A 24,398-nucleotide genomic window follows, 5' to 3' on the forward strand; every position below is an offset into this window, starting at 1 on the left:
ACGTAAAATGATGACCCCGGCAGTCTATGTCAAGAGAGCCTCATTGCGAGTGGTTGTTGCTGGCTCCACCTGCACAGGGCCCACCAGTCTTACACAGAACCTCTTCCCATACCCGCCGCGATGAGTTTCCATCCTGGAATCGGTTAATAAGATTATTGACCACCACTCTCTCCTCCTCGTAGCATGCAGGATCGGCAAGACATTTCCGAATCTCGTCAATAAGCGCATCAACCGTCGTAACCTTTGGGCCGGGCGCCCAGAAGTCGTATGGCTCAAGGAGAAATCCCCGGGTTTGTGCATACTCCTCCAAATCCAGGGGTATAAAGATGATCGGCCGATTTAAGAGCAAATAGTCAAAATATATCGAAGAATAGTCGGTGATCAGGATATCAAAATTCCCGAGCACCTCGTATATACTGACAAGGTTGGCCGTGAGGCGCTCTGATTCCAGTACAACAATATTTCCATTGTTCTTTCTAAAATCATCGCGGGATAACCAATACCGCTCCTCATAAGGGTGAAGTTTAAGAACGAAGAGTATACTGTTGTCGCTCAGGAATCTATTAAACCGCTCAGATTTTAGCAGGTCCAGGTGCTCCACGGTACCTTCGACCCTACCGTAGCCAACGCGAAATGTCGGCATGTACAGGAGCAATGCATTGTACCTGGATAGATCCCTCTCCAGTAACCCGGCCAGGATATGGCCTTTGTGAGCGGTAAAGAGATAATCGTTTCGAGGCTGACCGGTGACGACAACTTTGCGGGGATCGATGAGGAAACTCGTCACCAATGCGTTTTTCGTGATGCCCGATGTTGCAATGAGGATATCCTCAGCCTCTACCCCTTTTCGAATGTCGTTTAACGCCTCTTCTGTCTCCAGGCAGTCCGCGTATCCCATGGCTTTCAGCGGCGCCCCGTGCCAGAGGTTTACCAGGAACTGGTTACCTGCTTTTAATCGGCAGTAGTGGTTATGGGTTGTGATGATGTATCGCGATCGAAAGATGGCGTAAAGCCCATGAAGACTCTTCTCAAGATGTGCCGCTACTCCGTTTTGCGTCAATATCTTCCAAATCCCCGGATCATCGACCAACCAGACGATATCGTATTGACGGTGCATCTGGTTTGCGACTAAGTATTCATACAATGCTTTTGCGTTGTCCGAGTAGTCGGGTATGCTTGCAAAAAGGATCTGGTTATTCTTCTTGGGTATCATCCTGTTCAGAATTTTTAGCCCGGTATTCAGGATCTCTTTCAGGAGGCCTTTGCCCAGTAGCGACCAGACCTCATATGCCTTCTGCACCTGAATGGAGTTAAAGGGATTGAGTAGATCGGGCATCTGAACCATAGCAACTATAGCAATGGTATTCTTATGATAAACCTACCGGAATTCGAATGATTTTAATCCAGAGGAGGCACGCCCCTGATCCCGGCATACGTCCCGCTGGACAGTAGAGATGACTATATGGTGTATCCAGGTAACCCATAAGTGGAGATACCGAAATAGTGAGACCCATGCTTACCACCCTCATCCTCGACTTCGACGGCGTCATCGTCGAATCAATACCCCTAAAGACCGCCGCGTTCCGAAAGATCTTCTCCTTTGCTCCCGAACACCTCGACGAGATCATCGCCTTCCACCTCGAAAACGGCGGGATGTCCCGGTACGACAAATTCCGTTACATCTACGCAAACATTCTCCACGAAGACCTCACCCCCGAGCAGGAGGAGCGGCTCGCGAGCGAATACGCCGGACTGATCTATGATGCCATGCTCACCGTGCCGTACACCAAAGGGGCAGAGGAACTTCTCCAGGACTGCTCCCGGGTGCTCCCGCTCTATATCGTCTCCGCAACCCCGGAGGGCGAGATGCACGAGATCGCCCGCCGCCGGGACCTCTTAAAGTACTTCGTCCGGATCTACGGCTCGCCGAAGACGAAGGCCGAATGCATCCGTGAAATCCTTAAAGAGACCAATGCCTCACCTAAAGAGGCGCTATTCGTCGGAGACGCCCCAAACGACTGGGAGGCGGCCTATGAGACCGGCGTTCGGTTCGTGGCAAGGGTTGCCCCCGGCGATCCGAACCGCTTCGTCGGCCGGCCGGGGGTGGAGCATATCGTGGAGAACCTTCATGAACTCCGGGAGTATCTACGGGAGAGTGTATGCTCATCCCGATCTCGTACCCCCTAAACCGGGCAACACCACTCTACCCCGGAACGGAACCGCTCACGATCACCCCCACAAAGTCTTTTGAGAGGGGCGATGCGGAAGAAAAGAGCCTGATTGCCGTATCAAGCCACGCCGGAACGCACATCGACCTCCCCCGGCACTTCTGTCCGGGTGGGGGCACCGTCCGGGCCCTCCTTGCGCCGGAGGCGGTCTTTGAACCTGCGCAGTGCATCGAGGTGCCGAAAGAGGGGGAGGAGCCGATCCGGATCCACGATCTCACTCCGCATCTTGACAAAATCCAGTGCGCCCGGGCGCTCTTTGTGAGGACCGGGAGCGGCCGGATCAGGGAGAGAGACCCGGAGACTTACGCGAAAAAGCACCCCTGGGTGCACCCCGAGGTGCCGGAGTTTCTCTGCAGGGAAAACCCCGCCCTCAGGCTGTTCGGGATCGATACAATATCCATTGCGGCACCGTCAAACCCGGAAGAGGGGATGAACGTCCACCGAGCGTTCCTCTGTCGGTCCCCGCACATCTTCGTTCTCGAAGACGTTGACCTCTCCTACGACCGGTTGCTTGAGGGAGGCTGGACCCTGCGGGTCTATCCGGTGGTCTTTGACGACCTGGACGGAGTACCGGTGGTGGCACTCGCGGAGTTCAGGTGATTCCGGGACCCCATCAGCAGATGAAATGCCACAGGTAAGATCCTCCTCCCTACTCCGGGAAGATCTGGAGATCCCCAGCCGCTCTAAAAAAGTGTTTAGTTCCCCGGCACCATACGGGCGAGGTCTTCTTCAACCGTCGTGATCCCCTTGATCCCGAAGTTCTCGACGAGCACCTTCAAGATGCCGGGCGAGACGAAGCCCGGGAGGCGGGGGCCAAGGGTGATATCTTTGATACCGAGCGAGAGGAGGCTTAAGAGGACCAGGACCGCCTTCTGCTCGTACCAGGCGATGTTGTATGAGACCGGGAGTTCATTGACCCCGACGCCGAACGCCTTGGCGAGAGCCTGGGCGATGACCACCAGGGAGTAACTGTCGTTGCACTGTCCGGCATCAAGGACACGGGGTATGCCGCCGATGGTCCCAAGACCCAGGCTGTTGTAGCGGTACTTCGCGCACCCGGCAGTGAGGATGATGGTGTCCGCCGGGAGGGCCTCGGCAAACCTGGTGTAGTAGTCGCGCCCGCTGTACCGCCCGTCACAGCCCGCCATCACGATGAACCGCTTGACCGCACCGGACTTCACTGCATTAACGACGGTATCTGCGATGGCAAGGACCGGGGCATGGGCGCACCCGGTGACGAGATCGCCGCGGGAGAGGTCCTGTGGGGGTTCGCAACACTTTGCGTGCTCAATCAGGGGCGAGAAGTCCTTCTTTCCGTCCGACGACGCGCCGATGTGCTTTACCCCCGCAAACCCGACGGGACCCGTGGTGTAGACCCGATCGCGGTAGGTGTCCTTCGGCGGCACAAGGCAGTTCGTGGTGACCAGGACCGGGCCGTTGAACCGCTCAAACTCCTCCCGCTGGAAGGGCCAGGAGCCGCCGTAGTTCCCGACGAGGTGGTCGTACTTCTTCAGCTCCGGGTAGGCATGCGCCGGGAGCATCTCACCGTGGGTGTAGACGTCCACACCTGTTCCTGCCGTCTGTGCGAGGAGATCGGCAAGGTCTTTGAGGTCGTGGCCGGTGACGAGGATGCCCGGGCGCGTGCCCGCTCCGGTGCTGACCGTTGTGATCTCCGGGGTCCCGAAGGCGGCGGTATTTGCTCTGTCGAGGAGGGCCAGAGTCTTCACACCGATCTCGCCGCATTTGAGCACGAGAGTGACCATCTCGTCCGCAGTGTGATCGTGCAGCGTGGCTGCGAGGCCCTCCTGCAGGAAGGTCGTGATCTCCTCATCCCTATAGCCGAGGACAGAGGCATGGTGGTAGTAGGCACCCATCCCTTTGAGCCCAAAGACGAGGAGGTCGCGAAGCGACTGCAGGTCGGCATCAACCATCTCCCGTGCAGCAACGATCTCCTCTGCCTTTGCCGCGATCGCCGCCTGACTCTCCGGAGTCCAAGTGCAGGCGTCAGGCTCCGCGCTTCCGGCGGGCGGGAGGGCGTCGCGGATGCGGGCCGCTTCCCGGATTTTATCCTCAAACCTTGCAGGATCGAAGTTCACATTGGTCAGGGTGGCAAAGAGGCATCCCGCGATGAACTCACCGACCTCTGGATCTCCACCACCGTTCTTTATCGCCGCGAGGTTCCGGACGGAGAGCCCCTTGAGGAGATAGATCAAGACGTCCTGGAGCCCGGCAGTCTCCGCATCCTTGCCGCAAACACCGCGCACCGTGCAGCCAAGGCCTTTTGCCGTCTCTTCGCACTGGTTACAGAACATTCATGTTCACCCATTAGTATCTTTTTGATACAAGATATCAATTAGACACCAGGGTATAAGTAAGAGAAGGTTTCTCTAATTATACCATGCAGGACGAGTGTACGGTCAATCAGACCGTTACATATCTAGGAAAAAAGTGGATGCTCCTGATCATCCTCGAACTCTACAAGGGAGACAACTACACCCGGCGGTTCACCGAGATAAAGGAGCGGCTCCCGGGGATCACGGCAAAGGTCCTCTCTGCCCGCTTAAAGGAACTTGAGGAGGAAGGTCTCGTCGAGAGAAGAGTGGAGGCCCGATCATTCCCCGTGAAGACCGAGTACACGCTCACCGCAAGCGGGCTTGAGCTGGTCGGGGTGATCCGGGAGATCAAGCGATGGGCGCTCAGGTGGAAGATCGAGAACCGCGCGTGCGGGGCACAGGACTGCCGGGACTGTGTACTGTGAGAGCCGGAAACCGGCTCCCTTCAGTTCTAGTGCCCCTTGAAACCTCTCCTCAGATCACGCCCATATCCGAGAGCCGCGCCGGCAGGTACTCTTTCGTTACGAAGTCGAGCCCCCGGCTCGCAAACGCCTGCTGTTCTGACTTCAGTTTTATATCGAGTTGCAGGTTGATCTGGGTACGCCAGTAATCGGTCGCAAACCTGGGATCGGTCAGCTCAGCCTTCAGAGCATTGATATCCTTCTCGGAGAGGTGGTCGGCGGGGAGGTTGTAGTCAACGATATCGGAGGGCTGCACCCCGATGAACTGCGCCTGCGGGGTCGCGAGAAGTTCCGACATGTGGGCGCTCTTGATCGAGCCGTAAGCGACGCTCGCGTAGATCCGGTAGGACCATGGATCGCCGTCGGTGAAGACCACGACGGGGAGGTTGAGCGACTCGTTGAGTCTCCGTAAAACCCGTCGCGTGGACCGTGCCGGCTGCCCTTTGAGGTGGACCAGGATCGCCCCGTAGTCCTCATCGAACCCGTTCTCCATCAGACGGGCGTACATACCGCCGGTCTCGATGGCAATGACGAACTTCGCATCGTGATCGACGAATTCGAGATTATCGACGTTATTTGGAATGGGATAGCCCGCCTCCCCGACGTCCTCCTGGCAGTGAAGTTCTTTGACACCTCTCCGGGTGGTCTCCCGGATCCGCAGGGGACCGAAGATCGAGGCTCCGTCCTCCTCCGGCCGGAGGTGGAACGCTTCCCGCTGCATCTCGGTGATGATCTCGAGATCCTCGATGAGGAGGTTGCTCTCGTCCTGGGCGGCGAACTTCGCTTTCTTCCAGCCCTCGGAGATGTAATACAGTTCTCTCAAGGTCGACGATCGGTTCTCTACAAGTTGACTCTTCAGGAACCAGATGACGTAAGCCATCTTCAGCAGGTGGATCGCGCCTTTTTCGGTCGTTGCCGTCCGGGTGCTCTCCCGCTCGCCGTACTTCCAGACATCGCTCTCGTCGTCGTATGCGATATTATGCTTCGTCCGCGTCGGCAACCGGATGAACGGCACGATGCCGTCCCGCATCTGGTCGTACCATTCGCGGGCGATACTCATCAGCCGCTCTTTTGCAAGTGCATCCATCTCTTCCCTAGACATCGAGATCCACCACCACCTTCTTTTCATCCTCCACGCCGCGCAGATCGAGCGTTCCATCGCCCGACCCCGTGTAGACCACCCGCCAGACCTCACCAGGCCCAAGCGTACGCCGCCAGACCTTGTTGTAATCCCCGTCTATTTCGTCCACGAAGTCAGGCCGGGGATCTGCGTCGTCGGCCGAATCCCGGGAGAGGTTGTAGAGGACGAAGGTGACCTCTCTTTCAGTGTAGTTGTTCACGTCGATACGGACCTTCCCATCGATTGTCCGCTTCTTCGCGACGACCTTACGCATGATCCTGCCCTCGATCGGTGAAGTGTCCACCAGGGGGAGTTCCACGATCTCGCTCACTTTCGCGGCGATCTCGGGGATGACCGAGCAGATAGCTCTCGCGCGGTCGTCCTGCTGCTTCTTCCTCTCGCGGCGGGAAAGATATGTCTTGAGCTCCCGGCCGAGTTCCTGGAGAACGAGAACGATCTCCCGCTCGATCTCCGGGATGGAGGCGACAGCGTCCTTGCTCTCGCTCGTGAAGGGGACGTTCGTAGACGCCACGTGGACCATGATGAGCACCGGACCCATGGGGAGGCCCTGCTGCGAGAGGCCGTAGTTCTTCCAGTTCACCTGCGAGACGCAGTTTGTGATTGCACAGGCACCCTGCTGGTAGAGAAGGGGGACGCGATTTGCGAATCGAAAGATCTGGGCGCTCCCTTCAGGGGGGATCTTGCCACCGTAGCCGATCGCCGCCTCGATGATGAACGGGTGCCCGCCGTAGACCATGCTCGGGCGCGTCCGGGCCTTGATGAAGTCGAGTTGGATCTCCTTCTCAAGCCCCTTGCAGATCAGGTCCTCGCCGATAGGGGAGAGGCACTGCTGCGCCGGCGGCGCCGGAACTTTCACGGCCTGCATGGCATCGAGGAGCCGGGTCAACTCCTCAGGTTCGAGCTTCTTTACCTTCTGGGTGGGTTTGAGCCCGGCAAGCGCGATCATCTCGTCGGCGGTCTTCTTCCCGACGCGGGAGAAACTCCCGATGAGGAACTCCTCGACGGTCCCGGTGCTCGCGGCCGCGAGCCGCTTGAGCGCCCCGAACTCAATCCCATGGGGGTGGGGGAGTATGGATTTCGGACACGGTGGGACCTCGTTTGCCACCCGCTCGAACACGGTCACTTCGCCATCGATCTCGGCCGTGATCCGGGCATGCGGGTTAACGATTGCGGTGAGGCGGAGATAATCCATCAGCCGCTTCTTTGCCGCAAGGCTGCTCTTGAACTGGATCTCAATCCTTGTGCCGTGTGTCCGATCCCAATCGATCTCCTCGTGGCTGATAATCTCGGGCTCGTTGGTCTCGGTCTTGATCATCAACTCGAACTGATGAGCCCTCACCTTTGCCCCCGTCCGGGAGGTGACCCGTGCCGGGGTTCCGGTGGTGAGCTGCGCATACAGCACCGCTGCCGATATCCCGATACCCTGCTGCCCACGGCTCTGGCGGATCTGGTGGAACCGGGAGCCGTAGAGGAGTTTTCCAAAGACCAGCGGGACGTTCTCCGGCACGATCCCCGGGCCGTTGTCCTCGACGGTTATCCGGTAGACCTCGGTATCGACCCTTTTGATGCTGATGAATATATCGGGAAGAACCTCGGCCTCCTCGCAGGCATCGAGAGCGTTGTCCACCGCCTCCTTGATGGTGGTGATGATGCCCCGCGTCGGGGAGTCAAAACCAAGCAGGTGCTTGTTCTTCTCAAAGAACTCCGCGACGCTGATGCTCCGCTGCTGCTTGGCGAGATCCTCAGCAAGTACCATGTCGTGCCACCCAGGCGATGGCGTCCGCAAGGCTCTTTTCCTGCTGCTCCCCGGAGTGGAGGTCCTTGAGGGTCACCGTGCCCGCTTCGACCTCGCGCTTCCCGAGGATAACGGCAACGTCTGCGGTCTTTGCGGCGTGGGAGACCTGGGCGCCCATCCCCCGCTGCATCAGGTCGACCTCGGCCCGGATCCCGGCATTCCGGAAGGCCCGGGCGACTTCGAGTGCCCGTACCCGTGCCTCGGGCGTGCAGACGACGCCGACAACGGGCTCATGCGCAAGATCGAAGTCCCCGATCGAGACCATCACCCGGTCAAACCCGATGGCAAACCCGCAGGAAGCGACGTCGTCGCCGCCGAAGAGGTGGGCGAGGCGGTAGGTGCCGCCGCCGAGGATCTGGTTCTCCGCGCCGAGGTTCCTTGCGAACCCTTCAAAGACCATCCCGGTGTAGTAGTCGAGCCCCCGGGCGATCCCGAAGTCCGGCTGGTAGTTGATGTTCTGGGAGTCGAGGAGCGCAAACGTCTCCTCGATCCGGGCGCGCTCAGGGACGTCGCCCGCGACCTCAAAGACCTCGGCGATCTCGCGGCACTCCGAGAGGGCCGCAAGCGGTTCGGCAAGGTGGGTGAGATTTCTCTCAACGAGCGCCGCTTCGAGCCCTTCCTTATCGTGCTTGTCGAGGTATGCCATGATCGCCCGCTGCTCTTCGGGCGCCAGCTCGGCGAGAATATGCTTCATCGGCGCGAGATGACCGACATGGAGGTCAAAGGTGACCCCGGTCGACCGGAGCATGTCGTCGGCGAGCATGATCACCTCGGTGTCGGCGAGGGCCGTATCCGCGCCGATGAGTTCGACGCCGAACTGCCAGAACTGCCGGTAACGTCCTTTCTGCGGGCGTTCGTAGCGGAAGCAGTCGGCGAAGTAACACCAGCGGATCGGTTTCGGGAGAACCTTGCCTTCGTTGACATACATCCGGAGAGTCGCCGCAGTCACCTCTGGCCGAAGCGTCAACTTTCTCCCGCCTTTGTCCTCGAAGACGTACATCTCCTGGATGATCCCCTCGCCGGACTTCATCGTGAAGAGCTCAAGATGCTCGAAGTCGGGCGTACTGACCTCCCGATATCCCCATCTGCGGGCCACTTCCCGCATCCGCTGTTCGATCAACCGCCGCCGTTCCATCTCGTCGGGTAAAAAGTCCCGCGTACCCCGTGGTTTCTGAAACATTCGGTATTCTCCCAAATCATAGTCTCTTGCGTGAACCCTTATCACTTGTGCGCGGCGCCCTGCCAAAGAACCTCTCGCGGGCACTCTCGCCATGCCATACGTTCTCCCGGTCGACCCTGCCCTGGAGATAGAGGGCCAGAAGAACCAGCCCAAGACCGAGGAACTCCCAGGCTTCGGCATATGCTGTCACGAAAAAACCCAGCAGGGCCAGCGCCGTGTAGGGGACTCCCCAGTAGGCTGCTCTCCGGTAGCCGGGAAGACCGGTCCGGTAAAAGATGCGCAGGTCGCGCAGCCACAGGAAGGCGGTGACGGCAACGCCGAACCCCGCAACGTAGGCAAGATAGGACATGAGATGAAGTAATATTATACTTCCACCCCTATTTTTGTTATCGAAACTATGCAGCCGAATACCACCATCAGGGACATCCTCCGAATGTATCGTAACGGTGAGGTATCTGAAGACGAGGCTGTGGGTGCCCTCGAAGGGCTTCGCATCGAGATAATCGACGGTATGGCCCGGATTGATGCCGGACGAAGCGTGCGTTGTGGGATCCCCGAAGTGGTGCTCGCTGAAGGGAAGGAGCCAGAAGCCTTTGCAGAGATCATGCTTACTCAGGTGAAGGCGGCCGGCAGAAGCGTTGCGACGAGGGTCTCCCCGGAGCATCTCAAAGCCCTCGAGAACCGTCTCCCGCCGGAGATCCGGATGGAACACAGGGAGGCGGCACGGGCCGTCATCCTCTCTACGGGGGCCGAACCCGTTCGCCATGGGGGAACCGTCGCCATCCTGACCGCAGGAACATCCGATATCCCTGTCGCCGAGGAGGCGCGGCTGATAGCCGAGGAGATGGGATGCGAGGTTCGAACGGCGTACGATGTCGGAGTGGCCGGGATCCACCGTCTCTTCTCGGCGATCAGGGACTTGATACCGGCGGACGTCTTCATCGTGGCCGCCGGCCGGGAAGGGACACTTCCTGCGATTGTCGCAGGACTGGTCGACCGCCCGGTGATTGGTGTCCCCGTCAGCACCGGATACGGCTACATGGGCGGCGGGGAAGCGGCGCTTGCGAGCATGCTTCAGGCCTGTTCGGTCCTCGCAGTCGTGAACATCGACGCCGGTTTCACGGCAGGCGCGTTTGCCGCACAGATCGCACACGGAGGCCACCGGGCATGACCCGGGGATTCTACATCGGGCGCTTCCAGCCATACCACAACGGGCACCAGAAGGTGCTGGAGCAGATAGCATGCTCTTCCGACGAGATCGTCATCGGGGTGGGGAGTGCCCAGGAGTCCCATACAATAACGAATCCCTTCACGGCTGGAGAACGGGTACTGATGCTCACACAGTCCCTTGCGGACCTCGACTGCCCTTTCTATGTCATCCCCATCGAGGATATTCAGCGCAACGCTCTCTGGGTTGCCCACGTCCGGGCAATGACCCCTCCGTTCGATACCGTCTACTCTTCAAATCCCCTCGTTGTGCAACTCTTTACCGAGGCAGGGATGACCGTCAAATCGATCGATATGTACGAGCGGCTGACATACTCCGGCACCGCCATCAGACAGCGGATGCTTGACGGCGAGCCCTGGGAGCACCTGGTTCCTCCTGCCGTGGTGAACGTCATCAAGGAGGTCCACGGGGTGGAGCGGTTGCGGCAGATCGCGAGGACCGACTGAGGGGCAAAACCTGATGGGGATGGCCGTCGCAATCCGGTGAAGTCATGTTTAAGCAACTGCGAGACCTCTTTAAACGAACCGAACCAGTTGAGGAGAACCTGAAACTCTCTTTTGAGGAGCTTCCCGCATGGCTGGATGCCCGCGAGGAGGAGATCGGGCGCGAACTCTCCGATGCGGCCAAACCACCGCAAGAAGCAATCCGTAGCGCCCTCGACAATCTTCGGGAGATCGTTGCTCGCATGAAGACGACGGAGGGGAATGAGGAGGTTCACCCCCGGCTCCGGGATATATCAAAGAAGGCGCTCCCTCAGTTCACAAAATCGATGACCCAGATCCTCTCCCGTGACCCTTCGGGAGACCCGGAGACCTTCTATGCTACCGCCGCCGAGATCCTAAAGGGTGCACTCAGGGCGGTCAAAGGGCAGGGGAAATACCTCTCCGCTCTCTACCCGGACGAGATGAAGGAGGTGCGCGCGGCCATCAGGGAACTGGGGCGGGGGATCAACACGCTAACAGAGGCGATCACCCGCGCTCGAACGGGCCAACAGCAGGTGGAAGAGGTCCGGAGAGCATACGAATCCCTCGTGAGGATCCGGGAAGAAAATGTAGCGGTCTTTGCCGAGATACAGAAGTCCCGGGAGGCAATCGAGGGGATTGGCGGGAAGATCCGGGAGACGGAGGAGGGCCTGGCTGCCCTCAAACTGCGGCCGGATTATACCAAGAAAGATGAGGTTGAGAAGAAGATCCGGGAACTTAAAGACCTTGAAGATAAAATTGAGCGAGAGATTCTAACTCTGCGAAACCCATCTCTCCATGTTTTCAGCAAGGCCGAAAAGATCGCGAGAAAGACAGGAAACAATGCAGCGGCCACGACAATCAATCGGGTCCTCGATGCATACGCGAACCGCCCGTCGGGTGACGAAGAGAACCTGGTTCGACTGATTGAGGCAGCGATGCCGGCGACGCTCGCCATGGTCCGGCAGGGGGATCTTGTTCTGAAGAATCAGGATGAGATCCGTCTCTTCTCGGACCCAGAGACCCTGCCTGCCGAGTTAAGTGAGGTCATGCAGCGGGAGCGCGAGGTCCGGGAGGAGGATGCAGCGCTGCAGGAGGCCTTGGCCGCACTCCCGGTAGTGGTCGAGGAACAGCGGCTCACCTCCGCGCTCACAGAACTGCAGAGAGAGCGCGATGCGATGCGTTCGGCACTGAGCCGGACAGAGGACCAGGAGAATGCAGCGCGGGCATCCTATGCAAAAGAGCGCGAGAATCTTCAATCCCGCGCTGCCGCCCTTGCCGGTAAGGAAGTGGAGGTGGACGTACCCGACCTCCCGTCGCCGTCCATCTAGCCGGGGCAGAAAAATCGGCCATCCTCATCCAAAAGGAAACCCTGTTTAATGTTTCGGTGCACAAATACTTCCTGAGAAGAGTTGATGACAACAGACACTACCTCATCCGGGTCAATCCCACACCGCTGGTTAGCGGTACCGGCAATCTCGTTCGGAGGTATCGGGATAGGACTGCTGCTCGCCACCGCCGGGATCCCGTATGCGATCCTGGCAGGCGTCGCGGGGTGCGTGATAGCCTCATTCGTTCTCTGTTATCAGGCATATCATAAACCGCGCAAAGATCTCGTTTCGATCTTTACACCGCTCTTTGCATTCTTCATCCTCGTTATACCCAACGAGATCAGTTCAGGAGGCCCGATTGTGCAGATATTCTTCGCTGCAACGATCACTCTCCTCGCGGTTCGGGTGGAAAAAACGTTTAATGCGCCAAAGGCAGAGAAGAAGACCATGAAGCAGATACTGAATGAGTACATCGGCCGCATCAATCCGATCATCTCCCTGGTCGACGAGGAGACCGGACACCTGATCGCGCAGTCCCTGCTGACGTATAAGTTCGGGCTCTATGATAATGCAGCCGAAAAGAGCAAGGAGGCACTCGCACGGCTTGAGAAGATCACCCCGCGCCAGAGCGCGCTGGAACGAGCTCTCCTGATCCTCCAGGAGCGCGCCGGCGGCTTCGCCGAGTCACGGGTGACGACCAACCCCAAGCATGTCTTTGAGGAGACGGACTACAATGACCTTGCCATCCGCCTCCGCCCGGACCAGGTAGAGGATCCTGTTGCGCTCGATCTCGATAACGCACTGATCCTGCTCTACGCTGTCGGGATCGAGACCTCTCCCGATGATGAGCAGGCGCTCGAAGAGCACCAGCGCTTCATCATCCAGATCCTGGAATCCTACAAAGAAAAACTGACCGCATGACCGGGCCGACCAGGGGTAACCCCTCCACCCCCTCATTGCGGCAGCGGCGCCGATACCACGAGATTATCAATCGGGGTGCCCCAAGATCGTGGTGAGGCACTCCACACCCATCACAGGCAGGGATTCACATTGCGCTGCTACACTCATGAGCCTTTACCGGGCCTAATGCAAGCGATAAATGAACAAAAGCCCACCGACTCTGCTGAATTGGCCCAAGGCACCCGGATCCCTTTCTGAACCAAAAATCAGAGTGAGTCGAGGCTGATTCCGGTGAACTCGTCCGCGACCGCATTGAGGTCTTTCACACCGAATGCGGTCTGAACCGTGGAGAGTTCGAGATCACGCGCCGCGTCGCACATATAATCGATGATATCGATCGAGAGTTCCCGCTTCTGTTTGGATTTGCGCAACTGGTCCACGAGGAACATCATCTTCTCGGGGGACTCCATGCGGAGCTTGGCGAGGCTCACCACACACATATAAATTCGCGTCAGATTCCTGTCCGTTCCGGTGATGGTATCGAAGAAGTTCCGGAGGATCTGCGCCTGGTAGACCTCGCCGCCCATGGTGATCGAGTATTTCTCAATACCCCATAAAAATATATCGGTTCATATTCACCCTGTAAAACGCGGGTCATATTCCCGGGGATGAGCGGGGAAGGAAGCCAGCCCCGGCTCACTTCCGGACGCTGACGATCTTGATGATATCACCGTTTTTAAGTTCCTGGCTGTCTTTGATCCGCATCTTGGTCCTTGCATCGATGGCGTACAGGAACCCCTCACCGATCTCGGTGTGGACCTGGTAGGCAAGGTCACGGGGGGTTGAGCCGCGCTTCATGAGGTACGCGTCGGGGAGCACCCGACCTCTGCCGTCGGTGAGTTTATTCTCGTCCTCGACCGGGAAGACGACGATCAGGTCAAGGAGGTTGAATACTGCGGTATCCAGCGCTTTTTGAACACCGGTGCCACCGAACCTCTGCATGAAGTCCGCTACCTTCTGGAGCCCTGCACGTTGCGCAGCACTGAGATTCGCATCAGGGTTCACGGTGAAACCCTGATCGCCGGGGAGGTAGCGGATGAACTTCCCTTCGGCGGCCATCCGGAGCGCAAGTTCCCCCGCCGCACTTGCAAAGATGACGTCATGCGCCTTGAGTCGATCAAGGCACGCCTCTGGCGCCTGATCGGCCTTGTTCCCGACGATCAGCATAGGTTTGCTGATCGCCATCAGTTCCCGGCAGAACCGAATCAGGTCCTCCTCCCCGGCAGTTCGCAAGTCGACATCGGTCGCCTCGACGGCATCGCGGACGTGCTCAAACGTTATGCCGAGGCCGGCGAAGACCTCGGCAATCGCAGAGACTAAAGAGAAGTTCTTTGACTGAGCCTGCCGCAGGAGTTTCGCCCAATTCCGCGAGAGGATGCCGTACATCCACATCGACATCTCATACTGGAGGAACTCGATATCCTTCACCGGGTCACGCGAACCGATCTCGACCGGATTTCCTTCGGCGTCCGTCGCCCCGCTGGCATCGACGATCTGGAGGATTGCATCCGCCTGACGGAGGTTGTCGAGGAACTGGTTCCCGAGCCCTCTTCCCATGTGCGCTTCGGGGACAAGGCCAGCCACGTCGATCAGCCCGACCGGGATGAACCTGACTCCGTCCTGGCAGTTCCCACATGGAACGCCCATCTCCTGGCAGGGGCAGGCCGTCCGGACGTACGCGACCCCATGGTTGGCATCGATCGTCGTGAACGGATAATTGGCAATTTCTGCCTGAGCCAGGGTTGCTGCCCTGAAGAATGTCGATTTCCCACAGTTTGGTTTCCCAGCAATAGCCAGTGTTATCATGAAGAATTCCTCTACCGCACCGTTCAGCTGAGAGTAGTGTTGGGCAATACACCATTTATCACCTTCTTTCTCCGCGGGTGCGGCGAGGGCTGTGCCGCTACCTATTGCCGGTACTCTTACTGTCGCATCGCCGGAACGGGGGATTCAATTAGGAGTGAAAACAACATGAGAGTATGGGCTTCGTTACCAGGAATACCTACTATTTCGATGCCCCCGGCGCACAGAACACTCTCGACGCCGCACGGTTCGCCGTCGAGAGAGCGCAGGAGCTCGGGATCCAGAAGATCGTGGTCGCGAGCACCAGCGGCCAGACCGCGCTTACCTTCCGGGACGCCATGGCGGGGACGGATCTCCAGTTGATCGTCGTCACCCACGCGGTCGGATTCTCAAAACCCGGAGAGTGGGAGTTCTCATCGGAGGCAGCCGATACTCTCCGAGCCGCGGGTGCAACGATCGTCACCGGGACGCACGCTCTCTCCGGACTCGAACGTGCGATATCCCGTTCGCCGAGGCTCGGGGGGAGTTCACGCACCGAGGCGATCGCCGAGGCGCTGCGGCGCACCATCGCGGTCGGCCTGAAGGTCGCGGTGGAGTGCGTCCTCATTGCGGCTGATCAGGGTGCGGTCGGTGTTGATGAGGAGGGGATCGCAGTGGGGGGCACAGAATCCGGTGCCGATACCGTCTGCGTCATCCGTCCGGCGCATACGGCATCATTCTTTGACCTGCAGGTGCGCGAGATCGTCGCCATGCCGAGGAACCGGTGAGCATGACGTTTGAATCGGTCACAAATGCTGCCGGACTCCTCCGGCAGCACCCGGTCCTCTGGTCAGTCGGCCTTGTCATGGGTCTCCTGGCGGTTCTGGACTTCGTAATCCCCATATATGGGGAGGCCATTTATGCAGAGCCCCTGGTACTCCTGCAGGTCCTTGTGGCACCATTCCTCGCCGGAGGGGTCTATGGCATGGTCAAAGGAGAGAGGTTCTCCATGGGAGAGTTCTTCCAGTCCGGCAAGACCTACTACTTCCGGATACTCCTGCCGGCGCTCGTCATCTTCTTTGCGGTTATTCTGACGGTCTTTCTGCTTGCAATCCCGCTTGCACTCCTCGGTCTAGGTGCCGCCGCAGGTATGGCGCCGCTCCTCTTCGGGGTGCTTGTCTCGATCATCTTCTTCACGTTCTTCTATGATACCGTGGCGGTTTTTGAAGAGACAAACGTCTTTGAGTCGATTCGACGGAGCATCGAGTTCGTCATGAACAACCTCGGGAGCGTTCTGATATTTTATCTGGTGAATATCGTCGTCTTCCTGATCCTCGGATTTGTGGCTCTCTTTGCCTGGTCCGCGCTTCTCATGGAGAAACTCGAACCGCTCATCTATATGAGTCCAGACGAACTCGAGACCCTGATGCCAGGAGATATCCTCGCCCTCATCGGGACGGAAGGAATCTGGATCACCGCCGCCCTCTATGCTGTGGTGATCATCCTTTTCTCGGCGTTCCTCTACACCTACAAGGCAAGTTTCTTCCGCAACCATGCTGAAGGCATGTTCGCCCTGCAGGGCGAGTACGACGAGAAGGGACGCTGGTATAAATACTGACGTGGGTGATCGGGGAATATATTCCCGTTTTTCTCCCTAGTTCTGATTTTTGAAATTCGAAATTCTATCCGGTGCTTCTGCTCCAAACGCTCTCCCTTCGCAAGTTCATAGGCTTTGTCAAACGATGTTCCGGAGAGGGCACAGCCTCCCGTCCCTCCGGGGGCGGGGAACGACTGCCGGAACGGCAGGAGTTGAAGCACCGCGAGGTGCGAGGAGGCCGAAGGCCGGGTGGGGCTGGGGATATAGACATCCAAAATTGGTGGAGGCGAGCATGGATGTATAAACCCGAAACCGGACAACCTCAGGCGGGCCGGATGGCCGCAAGGTGGATCCACGATCTCGCAAGCCCGCACCCGACCGATTGATCCGAACAGTAGCCCATCTAAAAGAGAAATCGCACCGGAGTCCGCGGCCCCATCACGCAAGCAGATAGATCAACATCCCCGCGACGCCGCCAACGAAGGTTGCCGTAAGATTGGTGCCGGAGTTCCCTATCCTGCCATGATTTTCGAGCGTTGCGCCCACAAGGCTATCAATGTTGGTGCCGATGAACCCCGCGATGACCGTGGAGACGACCATCCAGGGATCGGCGACGCCCATTATCCAGGCAACCCCGGCGACGATGAGAGATGCAAGGACGGCCGCCGCCTCCCCTCGCACGGTCACCCCACCGTTCGTCCCCCGGGGCACCGGTCGGAGCGTCGTGATCAGATAAGGCACCTTCCCTGTGACCCCGATCTCACTTGCCGCGGTATCAGCCGCAGCGGAGGCGACACTCCCCATGAAGAGCGCCACAAAGGCCGGATGCCCGGTTATGCCGTAGAGGATAGCGGCACCGGTTGCCACCAGGCCGTTTGCAAAGACGTTGAAGTAGCCACGCACACCCCCGTGCTCCTGGGCGACCCCGAGCCGCTCTTTGTCGGCGTAGCGGTACCGGGTCGCCCCGGCGCCGATGACGAAGAATGTGAGCATGATCAGGAACCACCGGACGTCCGCAAAGACGATGAGGATGATGCCGATCATCGCACCCGAGAAGAGGCCACTGACATCGGCAACCCTGAGCCGGTAAGAGGTGTAGCCAAAGCCGAAGGCTATTGCAGCCGCTGCTGCGAGGATGGTCAGGTCGACCTCGAAGTTGAGCTCCTCAAAGAGGAACATGGTCATCGCCACGCCGAGCGCCTCGATCATCAGGGCATCATCCCGCCCCCGGAGGGCCGCGCGGAGAAGGACCGCAGCAACCACGCCCATCACGACGACAAGCGGCGCAGTATACCCCAGATAGAGCATCACCGCGAGCGAGACGCCGACGGCGGCGATCAGGTGAGAGAGGTATGCTGCCTGTCTCTCCCCGGCAAGACGGAATGCGAGTTCCCCGATCACGACGATGCCGAGCGTGCAGGTGAAGGTGAACGTCGAGAGCCACCCTAGCCCGTAGAGTACGGCAAGCGCGATGATCGAGAGCGACACATACCGTGTATCCCGAATAAGAAAGAGAACGAGCGAGAACGGCACGAGGAGAAGCGTGAGCAGCCACGCTGGCTGGAGCAGTGGGGCAAGACCAATAAAGGCGAGGGTGAGCGCCGATGCCAGAACCAACCCCGGCTGCTTTATCATTCTTACAGTATTGGCGGTTCAGGGAAAAAGCCTTTAGGATCCGGGCGTCTCCACCTGTGCCGTCCATCATGGCGAAAGTTCAAGATGGTCCGAAGCAGGAGCGAGGGATCCACTCGCAACGCAAGGGTTCCTGACGGCCCAAAAGATCCGTCGAACAATATATTTCACAGAAAAGAGAGAGATCATACGCTGAAAATGTCGCCGTCATACCAGTTACCAAAAAACTACGATATCGAAGAAGTGGAGAGGCGCTGGCAGAGCACCTGGCGGGATGAGGACAACTATTTCGATCCTGTTTCGCCAAAACCCCGGTTCATCATCGACACGCCACCGCCATATCCAACTGGAAACTTCCATATCGGAAACGCCTTAAACTGGTGTTATATTGACTTTATCGCGCGGTACAAGCGCATGCGCGGCTACAACGTCATGTTCCCTCAGGGATGGGACTGCCACGGTCTCCCCACCGAGGTTAAGGTCGAAGAGACCTACGGGATCACCAAGAACGATGTACCGCGCGAGAAGTTCCGCCAGATGTGCCGCGATCTCACGCTCGGCAACATCGAGAAGATGCGGGCGACCATGCGGCGGCTCGGGTTCTCGACCGACTGGAGCCATGAATACATCACCATGCTTCCTGAGTACTACAGGAAGACTCAGGCATCGTTTATTAAGATGTTCAAAGCCGGCGACATCTACCAGAGCGAGCATCCCGTGAACTTCTGTACCCGGTGCGAGACGGCTATCGCGTTCGCCGAGGTCAACTACACTCCCCGCACAACCAAGCTCAACTACTTTGACTTCGATGGAGTCGAGATCGCCACAACCCGGCCGGAACTGCTCGCAGCCTGTGTTGCGGTGGCAGTCCATCCCGAGGATGAACGCTACCGCGACCTTGTGGGAAAGAAGCTCACGGTCCCCATCTTCGGACACCAGGTGCCGGTCATCGAGGATATTGTGGTCGACCCGGAGTTCGGCAGCGGTGCGGTGATGATCTGTACGTTCGGCGATAAGACGGACGTCTACTGGTGGAAACAGCACAACCTGGCTCTTCGTAAGGCAATCGACCGGAAGGGCGTTATGACCGCGATCGCGGCCCCCTATGAAGGAATGACATCTGAGGCCTGCAGAGAGGCGATCCTTGCCGATATGAAGAAGGCCGGAATATTGAAGCGGCAGGAGGAGATCGAACAGAGGGTGGGGACCTGCTGGAGGTGCAAGACCCCTATTGAGATCCTCTCGGAGCGCCAGTGGTTCGTCCGGGTTCACCAGGACAAGATCCTTGATGCGGCACGGAGGATCTCCTGGACGCCGGAGCATATGTTCTCCCGGATGGAGAACTGGGCGAACTCGATGGAGTGGGATTGGTGCATCTCACGCCAGCGGATCTTTGCGACACCGATCCCTGTCTGGTTCTGTGCATCGTGCGGTGAGATAGTCCTCCCGGACGAAGAGGATCTCCCGATCGATCCGACCATCGATAAACCGAAAAAACCCTGTCCAAAGTGCGGTGGAAACGATTTCATCGGCGAAAAGGACGTGCTCGACACCTGGATGGACTCCTCGATATCGGTGCTCCACATAACCGGGTGGGACGGAACCGATGCAAAACCCCCGCTCTTCCCCGCGCAGATCCGCCCTCAGGGTCACGACATCATACGGACGTGGGCGTTCTACACCATCCTCCGGGCGAATGCTCTGGTCGGCGGTCACCCCTGGGACGAGATCCTCGTGAACGGCATGGTGCTCGGTGAAGACGGGTTCAAGATGAGCAAGAGCCGAAACAACATCATCTCCCCTGAAGAGATCGTTGAGAAATATGGCGCGGATGCTCTCCGGCAGTGGGGTGCGGGAGGTGCTGCAACCGGATCGGATATCATGTTCAACTGGAACGACGTCATCGCGGCGTCCCGGTTCCAGACCAAACTCTGGAACATTTTCCGGTTTGTCATGGGGCACCTTGAGCATGGAGCGGACCCTGCAGCACCGGTGACAGAACTTATCGACCGGTGGCTCCTCGTCCGGCTCTCCGAGACCGTCGCAGAGGTCACCGCCGCGATGGAGGGCTACCAGTTCGACCGGGCGCTCAAGGCAATCAGGGAGTTCGCCTGGAACACGCTTGCCGACGATTACATCGAGATTGTGAAGGGACGGCTGTATGCTGACGGCGGCAGCAGAGACAGCGCCTGCAACGCGCTTCGGACAACCATGGACGTTCTCTGCCGCCTGCTTGCGCCGATCATCCCGCACTTTGCCGAGGAGTGCTACCACCACCTCACGGGAAGAAGCGTTCACAAAGAGGCCTGGCCGGACTTCACGTACGCCGACGACGAGGCACGGCGTCACGGCGACCTCCTGGTCAAGACGGTCGCGGAAATCCGGCGCTACAAGCACGACAAGGGCATGGCGCTGAACGCACCGCTCGGCCACGTCACGATTTATGCGCCTGAACCGGTCGACGACGCCGGTGACGCCGGGCGGGCGCTTGCCGCCGACGCCCGGTGGAGCACTGGCACTCCCAAACTCGAGGAGGTCATGAGCGGCATAGACTTCAATATGGCCGTCATCGGCCCGGCGCTGCGCAAGCAGGCCAGGCGCTTCATGCAGGCCATCGAGGCGCTCCCGCCGGAGCAACTCAAGAATCCGCCGGCAACCGTCATGGTCGACGGAGAGGAGATCCCTGTGCCGCCCGGCTCATTTACGCCAAAGGTCACCTACCAGGTGGCAGGGGAAGAGGTGGACGTCCTCACGTTCGGGGACGTGATCGTGACGATCGGGCACACGTCCTGATCTCGTCTGCCACGAACCCTGCAACCTCTTCTTTTGGGAGAAGTGCATCGACGATGATAAACCGGGCGGGATCCGCTGCTGCAAGGTTCAGATAGTTTTCCTGCACCCGCGCGAGGATCTCGGGGCTCTCAAAATACTCTCTCTTCTTTTCAGGATCAAGCCTTGATATGGCATCCTCGATGGGCAGAACCAGAAGAAACGTCCGATCTGGCCGGATTGACCACCCTTCATGGATCCGGCGAAGCCAGGAGAGAGGGTCGGGAATGACGCCGTCAAGGACGACCGGCTGATAGGCAAACCGTGAATCGGAGTAGCGATCCGAGATGATGAGCCTTCCCTCCTCAAGCGCGGGTCGGATGACCGTCTCGATATGCGCGGCATGATCGGCGCAGAAGAGCAATGCCTCGGTGATCGGGTCCATCCGCTCGGCAACAGCCCGCCGTACCGAACCGCCGACCCAGGTGGAGCCGGGCTCGCGAGTGAAGAGCGGATCGAGGTCGGCGAGCAGTTCCCGAAGACTGGCGAGGAGCGTGCTCTTCCCGCTCCCGTCGATCCCCTCGATGGTGATCAGCATGGGTGCCCTCTCTGGATCCACTCAAGCGGTATCGCACCATGATGGACGGCGGTTGAGACGATCGCTCCGTCAAATCCAACGTCAGCAAGGAGCCGGATATCGTCGATTCCGGCAACACCGCCCCCATAGAAGAGGCGACCGGGATAAGACGAACGCATCTCCTCAAGGTCTTTGCGGTCAAGTCCCCGCTCCGTTCCTACGGCGCCGATATTCAGAATGATGCATCCCTCAAACGAAAGCCCGGATGCACGACGCAGCATCTCCACCGGCTGGATGCCCCAGGGAAGTACACGCCCATCCTTGATATCTACACTGAGATAGCCAGTCCGGTACGCCGCAAGGTCTTCGATCGTTCTCGCCGCCGTCTCGGTGCCGACGACCGGGATCACGCCGGAAACCGCCGTGCATTCAGCAGGTGAACGACAGCCCCGGTCGAGGTAGCACCGCTCAACGAGAGCGGCACAACGCCGGACAAGACTGTCCTGTGGTTGTCTGCCCTGGATACTCTCGAGATCCGCAATATAGATATATCTGGGTTGCAAGGTGGCCAGATAGGCCTCCGGTTCAGCCGAAGGGGCTAGCCCCCAGGTGAGGGGGCGGTAGCCGGCGCGGTCTCCAGACTTCCCATGCACCACAAGACCGCCTGCCAGATCTATCGCAAGAATCAGTTCCATGTCCTCAACGCAATCACTATTAGGGTGAAGGATCATTAATTTCTATGCAATTACTCGTCAGTCCAAGCAGCATTGAGGAGGCAAAAAGCTCGCTTTCCGCTGACATCATCGATGTAAAGCAACCCTCTGAAGGGTCACTGGGTGCCAATTTTCCCTGGGTTATCCGGGGAATCAAAGAGATCGCCGGCGTCAAGCCCGTCAGTGCTGCAATCGGGGACAATGAGTATAAACCGGGAACGGCCGCTCTTTCTGCATACGGTGCCGCACACGCAGGCGCTGATTATATCAAGGTCGGCCTGATGTTTGACGGGGCCGAACGTGCCAGAGACGTCATTAAGGCCGTGACCACGGCAGTCAAACAGGAGTTCCCCGAAAAGTACGTTGTGATCGCTGCGTATGCCGATTTTGAGAGATTGAACACGATCTCCCCGTTCGACATCAGTCAGCTGGTTGCGGATGCCGGGGCGGATGTCGCCATGATCGACACAGGTATTAAAGACGGGAAGGGTCTCTTTGATTTTATGAACGAAGAGGCACTGGTGCGGTTCACCGAACAGAACCGTGACCTCGGACTGCAGACGGCCCTTGCGGGTTCGCTGAAGTTCGAGGACCTTGACGCATTAAAACGAATCAACCCCGAGATCATCGGCGTCCGAGGGATGGTCTGCGGAGGCGATCGGTCCGACTCGATCAGGGCAGAGTTGGTAGAGAAAGCAATGATGATGATCAGGTGATGTATGTACATCGAGAAGATGAAACTGGAAACAACATTCACGTTTGATGATGTGCTGCTCGTGCCCGCCGAATCCTGGGTCGAGCCCGATGAAGCCGACGTCAGGTCGCGGTTCTCACGAAATATCCCCCTAAATATTCCACTCGTGAGCGCCGCCATGGATACGGTAACCGAGTCGCTGATGGCGATAACGATGGCTCGCGAAGGCGGCATCGGCGTCATTCACCGGAACATGTCCGCTGAGCGGGAGGTTGCCGAAGTCAAGGTCGTCAAACAGGCCGAGGATCTGATCGAGCGCGAGGTCGTGGCTGTAGGGCCAGAGTCCACGGTCACCGAAGTCGAACAGGTCATGAAGCAGTATGGTATCGGCGGTGTCCCCATCGTCGAGGACGATAAAGTGATCGGCATCGTCAGCCGCAGGGATATCAGGGCAATCCTTCCAAAGAAAGGCGATGCGCAGATCACCGGGTACATGACCAAGAAACTGATCACGGCTTCGGAGGGCATCACCGCAGAGAATGCGCTCGAGACGATGTATGCAAACAAGGTCGAGCGCCTCCCTGTCGTTGATGAGGATGGGCGTCTTGTCGGCATCATCACGATGCGCGACATCCTGGAGAAGAGGCAGTACCCCCTCGCCAACCGGGATGCGAACGACAAGCTCCGCGTTGCCGCTGCCGTGGGACCATTCGACTTCAACCGCGCCATGATGCTTGTCGAGGCAGGCGTAGACGCCCTGGTAGTAGACTGCGCTCATGGCCACAACATGAATGTCGTGAAAGCCGTCAAGGAGATTAAAGGCAGCGTCACGATCGATGTGGTGGCCGGAAACATCGCGACAAGCCAGGCGGCCTCCGCCCTGGTAGATTCTGTCGACGGGCTGAAGGTCGGCATTGGACCGGGTTCCATCTGCACGACGCGGATTGTTGCAGGTGTGGGCGTCCCGCAGATATCCGCGATAGCGAATGTCGCTGAGGTGGCGCATGAGGCAGATGTGCCGGTGATCGCCGACGGCGGGATCCGCTACTCCGGTGATATCGCAAAAGCGATTGCTGCAGGTGCGGACTGCATAATGGCCGGCAGTCTCTTTGCCGGTACCGACGAAGCACCGGGGCGAATAACAACGATCAAGGGCCGGCGCTACAAGCAGTACCGCGGAATGGGATCGCTTGGCGTCATGAGCAGCGGCGAATCGAGCGATCGTTACTTCCAGAAGAAGCACATCGGAAGGACCAAGTTCGTTCCCGAGGGCGTCGAGGGGGTCACTCCCTACGTCGGCCGGGTCTCGGATGTTATATACCAGCTCGTCGGCGGCCTGAAGTCCGCAATGGGCTACACCGGATCAAAGACGATAGCAGACTTAAAGAAGAACGGGAAATTCATCAGAATCACGCCTGCTGGGTATGGTGAGAGCCACCCGCACAACATCATGATCACCGACGAGGCGCCGAACTACCGCCTCTTTGAGTAACCTTTTTTATACACAAAACACTAA

23 protein-coding genes are annotated in these 24,398 nt (G+C 58.6%); 12 read left to right on the forward strand and 11 right to left on the reverse strand.

Annotated features, from left to right (window positions below; translation table 11 throughout):
- Positions 1–40: 40 nt before the first annotated feature.
- Positions 41–1,345, reverse strand: coding sequence for a CDP-glycerol glycerophosphotransferase family protein (locus MCUTH_RS08930; RefSeq protein ID WP_066958223.1), 1,305 nt, complete (start codon positions 1,343–1,345; stop codon positions 41–43).
- Between the two features lie 167 nt (positions 1,346–1,512).
- Between MCUTH_RS08930 and MCUTH_RS08935 the strand changes: the two genes are divergently transcribed.
- The gene (locus tag MCUTH_RS08935) at positions 1,513–2,187 is read left to right on the forward strand and encodes an HAD family hydrolase (RefSeq protein WP_066958224.1); all 675 of its coding nucleotides are present in this window, start codon (positions 1,513–1,515) and stop codon (positions 2,185–2,187) included.
- On the forward strand, positions 2,160–2,828 hold the full coding sequence (locus MCUTH_RS08940) for a cyclase family protein (protein WP_066958225.1): 669 nt from the start codon (positions 2,160–2,162) through the stop codon (positions 2,826–2,828). The genes MCUTH_RS08935 and MCUTH_RS08940 overlap by 28 nt, the downstream gene beginning before the upstream one ends.
- A gap of 95 nt (positions 2,829–2,923) precedes the next feature.
- On the opposite strand, the gene hcp is transcribed toward MCUTH_RS08940, so the two are convergent.
- Positions 2,924–4,540 (reverse strand): hydroxylamine reductase, encoded by a 1,617-nt coding sequence (gene hcp, locus MCUTH_RS08945; protein ID WP_066958227.1) that lies wholly within the window; start codon positions 4,538–4,540, stop codon positions 2,924–2,926.
- An 86-nt stretch (positions 4,541–4,626) separates the two neighbouring features.
- Between hcp and MCUTH_RS08950 the strand changes: the two genes are divergently transcribed.
- Positions 4,627–4,986, forward strand: coding sequence for a winged helix-turn-helix transcriptional regulator (locus tag MCUTH_RS08950; RefSeq protein ID WP_066958228.1), 360 nt, complete (start codon positions 4,627–4,629; stop codon positions 4,984–4,986).
- Positions 4,987–5,035: 49 nt separating this feature from the next.
- Here the strand turns inward: MCUTH_RS08950 and MCUTH_RS08955 are convergent, their stop codons facing one another.
- Genes MCUTH_RS08955 through MCUTH_RS08970 form a run of 4 tightly spaced genes read right to left on the reverse strand, consistent with a single transcriptional unit; the run spans position 5,036 to position 9,487 of the window.
- The gene (locus MCUTH_RS08955) at positions 5,036–6,124 is read right to left on the reverse strand and encodes a DNA topoisomerase IV subunit A (protein ID WP_066958230.1); all 1,089 of its coding nucleotides are present in this window, start codon (positions 6,122–6,124) and stop codon (positions 5,036–5,038) included.
- Positions 6,117–7,919, reverse strand: coding sequence for a DNA topoisomerase VI subunit B (locus tag MCUTH_RS08960; protein WP_066958231.1), 1,803 nt, complete (start codon positions 7,917–7,919; stop codon positions 6,117–6,119). Before MCUTH_RS08960 ends, MCUTH_RS08955 begins: the two co-directional genes overlap by 8 nt.
- Positions 7,906–9,138 (reverse strand): histidine--tRNA ligase, encoded by a 1,233-nt coding sequence (hisS, locus tag MCUTH_RS08965; protein ID WP_066958232.1) that lies wholly within the window; start codon positions 9,136–9,138, stop codon positions 7,906–7,908. The genes MCUTH_RS08960 and hisS overlap by 14 nt, the downstream gene beginning before the upstream one ends.
- A gap of 16 nt (positions 9,139–9,154) precedes the next feature.
- On the reverse strand, positions 9,155–9,487 hold the full coding sequence (locus tag MCUTH_RS08970) for an ABC transporter permease (RefSeq protein ID WP_066958234.1): 333 nt from the start codon (positions 9,485–9,487) through the stop codon (positions 9,155–9,157).
- A 48-nt stretch (positions 9,488–9,535) separates the two neighbouring features.
- Between MCUTH_RS08970 and larB the strand changes: the two genes are divergently transcribed.
- From larB to MCUTH_RS08990, 4 genes are all read left to right on the forward strand, one after another.
- Positions 9,536–10,309, forward strand: a complete 774-nt coding sequence (larB, locus tag MCUTH_RS08975; RefSeq protein WP_066958236.1) for a nickel pincer cofactor biosynthesis protein LarB — start codon at positions 9,536–9,538, stop codon at positions 10,307–10,309.
- Positions 10,306–10,812: a nicotinamide-nucleotide adenylyltransferase gene (locus MCUTH_RS08980; RefSeq protein ID WP_066958237.1), complete on the forward strand. Its 507-nt coding sequence runs from the start codon at positions 10,306–10,308 to the stop codon at positions 10,810–10,812. Before larB ends, MCUTH_RS08980 begins: the two co-directional genes overlap by 4 nt.
- Before the next feature lie 44 nt (positions 10,813–10,856).
- The gene (locus tag MCUTH_RS08985) at positions 10,857–12,158 is read left to right on the forward strand and encodes a hypothetical protein (protein ID WP_066958239.1); all 1,302 of its coding nucleotides are present in this window, start codon (positions 10,857–10,859) and stop codon (positions 12,156–12,158) included.
- A gap of 84 nt (positions 12,159–12,242) precedes the next feature.
- Entirely contained in the window at positions 12,243–13,079 is an 837-nt protein-coding gene (locus tag MCUTH_RS08990) for a hypothetical protein (RefSeq protein WP_066958240.1), read from the forward strand.
- 245 nt (positions 13,080–13,324) lie between these two features.
- On the opposite strand, the gene MCUTH_RS08995 is transcribed toward MCUTH_RS08990, so the two are convergent.
- The gene (locus tag MCUTH_RS08995) at positions 13,325–13,645 is read right to left on the reverse strand and encodes a hypothetical protein (protein ID WP_066958242.1); all 321 of its coding nucleotides are present in this window, start codon (positions 13,643–13,645) and stop codon (positions 13,325–13,327) included.
- A gap of 109 nt (positions 13,646–13,754) precedes the next feature.
- Complete coding sequence (locus MCUTH_RS09000) at positions 13,755–14,924, reverse strand: redox-regulated ATPase YchF (protein WP_066958244.1); 1,170 nt, start codon at positions 14,922–14,924, stop codon at positions 13,755–13,757.
- Positions 14,925–15,097: 173 nt separating this feature from the next.
- Here MCUTH_RS09000 and MCUTH_RS09005 point away from each other — a divergent pair, with 173 nt between their 5' ends.
- Together MCUTH_RS09005 and MCUTH_RS09010 are read left to right on the forward strand one after the other, a co-directional pair.
- The gene (locus tag MCUTH_RS09005) at positions 15,098–15,688 is read left to right on the forward strand and encodes a pyruvate kinase alpha/beta domain-containing protein (RefSeq protein ID WP_066958246.1); all 591 of its coding nucleotides are present in this window, start codon (positions 15,098–15,100) and stop codon (positions 15,686–15,688) included.
- A 2-nt stretch (positions 15,689–15,690) separates the two neighbouring features.
- Entirely contained in the window at positions 15,691–16,518 is an 828-nt protein-coding gene (locus tag MCUTH_RS09010; RefSeq protein WP_066958248.1) for a DUF7847 domain-containing protein, read from the forward strand.
- Between the two features lie 417 nt (positions 16,519–16,935).
- Here the strand turns inward: MCUTH_RS09010 and MCUTH_RS09015 are convergent, their stop codons facing one another.
- The gene (locus MCUTH_RS09015) at positions 16,936–18,132 is read right to left on the reverse strand and encodes a DUF92 domain-containing protein (RefSeq protein ID WP_066958249.1); all 1,197 of its coding nucleotides are present in this window, start codon (positions 18,130–18,132) and stop codon (positions 16,936–16,938) included.
- A 195-nt stretch (positions 18,133–18,327) separates the two neighbouring features.
- Here MCUTH_RS09015 and MCUTH_RS09020 point away from each other — a divergent pair, with 195 nt between their 5' ends.
- Positions 18,328–20,922, forward strand: coding sequence for a valine--tRNA ligase (locus MCUTH_RS09020; RefSeq protein WP_066958251.1), 2,595 nt, complete (start codon positions 18,328–18,330; stop codon positions 20,920–20,922).
- Here the strand turns inward: MCUTH_RS09020 and tmk are convergent.
- A complete protein-coding gene (tmk, locus tag MCUTH_RS09025) occupies positions 20,879–21,496 on the reverse strand; it encodes a dTMP kinase (RefSeq protein ID WP_066958252.1) in 618 nt (205 codons plus the stop codon). The two genes, MCUTH_RS09020 and tmk, sit on opposite strands and share 44 nt — an antisense overlap.
- The gene (locus MCUTH_RS09030) at positions 21,490–22,170 is read right to left on the reverse strand and encodes a HisA/HisF-related TIM barrel protein (protein WP_066958253.1); all 681 of its coding nucleotides are present in this window, start codon (positions 22,168–22,170) and stop codon (positions 21,490–21,492) included. Before MCUTH_RS09030 ends, tmk begins: the two co-directional genes overlap by 7 nt.
- A gap of 44 nt (positions 22,171–22,214) precedes the next feature.
- Between MCUTH_RS09030 and MCUTH_RS09035 the strand changes: the two genes are divergently transcribed.
- Both MCUTH_RS09035 and guaB read left to right on the forward strand, forming a co-directional pair.
- The gene (locus MCUTH_RS09035) at positions 22,215–22,904 is read left to right on the forward strand and encodes a (5-formylfuran-3-yl)methyl phosphate synthase (protein ID WP_066958254.1); all 690 of its coding nucleotides are present in this window, start codon (positions 22,215–22,217) and stop codon (positions 22,902–22,904) included.
- 3 nt (positions 22,905–22,907) lie between these two features.
- Positions 22,908–24,374 (forward strand): IMP dehydrogenase, encoded by a 1,467-nt coding sequence (gene guaB / locus MCUTH_RS09040; protein WP_066958255.1) that lies wholly within the window; start codon positions 22,908–22,910, stop codon positions 24,372–24,374.
- Positions 24,375–24,398: the final 24 nt, after the last annotated feature.

It is taken from the genome of Methanoculleus thermophilus, assembly GCF_001571405.1.
In the GTDB taxonomy this organism is placed as follows: Archaea; Halobacteriota; Methanomicrobia; order Methanomicrobiales; family Methanoculleaceae; genus Methanoculleus; species Methanoculleus thermophilus.

What these genes read in the sequence shown, in the direction of transcription:
- MCUTH_RS08930 (WP_066958223.1), bottom strand. Translation starts at nt 1,345, where the DNA reads ATGGTTCAGATGCCCGATCTACTCAATCCCTTTAACTCCATTCAGGTG.
- MCUTH_RS08935 (WP_066958224.1), top strand. Translation starts at nt 1,513, where the DNA reads ATGCTTACCACCCTCATCCTCGACTTCGACGGCGTCATCGTCGAATCA.
- MCUTH_RS08940 (WP_066958225.1), top strand. Translation starts at nt 2,160, where the DNA reads ATGCTCATCCCGATCTCGTACCCCCTAAACCGGGCAACACCACTCTAC.
- hcp (WP_066958227.1), bottom strand. Translation starts at nt 4,540, where the DNA reads ATGTTCTGTAACCAGTGCGAAGAGACGGCAAAAGGCCTTGGCTGCACG.
- MCUTH_RS08950 (WP_066958228.1), top strand. Translation starts at nt 4,627, where the DNA reads ATGCAGGACGAGTGTACGGTCAATCAGACCGTTACATATCTAGGAAAA.
- MCUTH_RS08955 (WP_066958230.1), bottom strand. Translation starts at nt 6,124, where the DNA reads ATGTCTAGGGAAGAGATGGATGCACTTGCAAAAGAGCGGCTGATGAGT.
- MCUTH_RS08960 (WP_066958231.1), bottom strand. Translation starts at nt 7,919, where the DNA reads ATGGTACTTGCTGAGGATCTCGCCAAGCAGCAGCGGAGCATCAGCGTC.
- hisS (WP_066958232.1), bottom strand. Translation starts at nt 9,138, where the DNA reads ATGTTTCAGAAACCACGGGGTACGCGGGACTTTTTACCCGACGAGATG.
- MCUTH_RS08970 (WP_066958234.1), bottom strand. Translation starts at nt 9,487, where the DNA reads ATGTCCTATCTTGCCTACGTTGCGGGGTTCGGCGTTGCCGTCACCGCC.
- larB (WP_066958236.1), top strand. Translation starts at nt 9,536, where the DNA reads ATGCAGCCGAATACCACCATCAGGGACATCCTCCGAATGTATCGTAAC.
- MCUTH_RS08980 (WP_066958237.1), top strand. Translation starts at nt 10,306, where the DNA reads ATGACCCGGGGATTCTACATCGGGCGCTTCCAGCCATACCACAACGGG.
- MCUTH_RS08985 (WP_066958239.1), top strand. Translation starts at nt 10,857, where the DNA reads ATGTTTAAGCAACTGCGAGACCTCTTTAAACGAACCGAACCAGTTGAG.
- MCUTH_RS08990 (WP_066958240.1), top strand. Translation starts at nt 12,243, where the DNA reads ATGACAACAGACACTACCTCATCCGGGTCAATCCCACACCGCTGGTTA.
- MCUTH_RS08995 (WP_066958242.1), bottom strand. Translation starts at nt 13,645, where the DNA reads ATGGGCGGCGAGGTCTACCAGGCGCAGATCCTCCGGAACTTCTTCGAT.
- MCUTH_RS09000 (WP_066958244.1), bottom strand. Translation starts at nt 14,924, where the DNA reads ATGATAACACTGGCTATTGCTGGGAAACCAAACTGTGGGAAATCGACA.
- MCUTH_RS09005 (WP_066958246.1), top strand. Translation starts at nt 15,098, where the DNA reads ATGGGCTTCGTTACCAGGAATACCTACTATTTCGATGCCCCCGGCGCA.
- MCUTH_RS09010 (WP_066958248.1), top strand. Translation starts at nt 15,691, where the DNA reads ATGACGTTTGAATCGGTCACAAATGCTGCCGGACTCCTCCGGCAGCAC.
- MCUTH_RS09015 (WP_066958249.1), bottom strand. Translation starts at nt 18,132, where the DNA reads ATGATAAAGCAGCCGGGGTTGGTTCTGGCATCGGCGCTCACCCTCGCC.
- MCUTH_RS09020 (WP_066958251.1), top strand. Translation starts at nt 18,328, where the DNA reads ATGTCGCCGTCATACCAGTTACCAAAAAACTACGATATCGAAGAAGTG.
- tmk (WP_066958252.1), bottom strand. Translation starts at nt 21,496, where the DNA reads ATGCTGATCACCATCGAGGGGATCGACGGGAGCGGGAAGAGCACGCTC.
- MCUTH_RS09030 (WP_066958253.1), bottom strand. Translation starts at nt 22,170, where the DNA reads ATGGAACTGATTCTTGCGATAGATCTGGCAGGCGGTCTTGTGGTGCAT.
- MCUTH_RS09035 (WP_066958254.1), top strand. Translation starts at nt 22,215, where the DNA reads ATGCAATTACTCGTCAGTCCAAGCAGCATTGAGGAGGCAAAAAGCTCG.
- guaB (WP_066958255.1), top strand. Translation starts at nt 22,908, where the DNA reads ATGTACATCGAGAAGATGAAACTGGAAACAACATTCACGTTTGATGAT.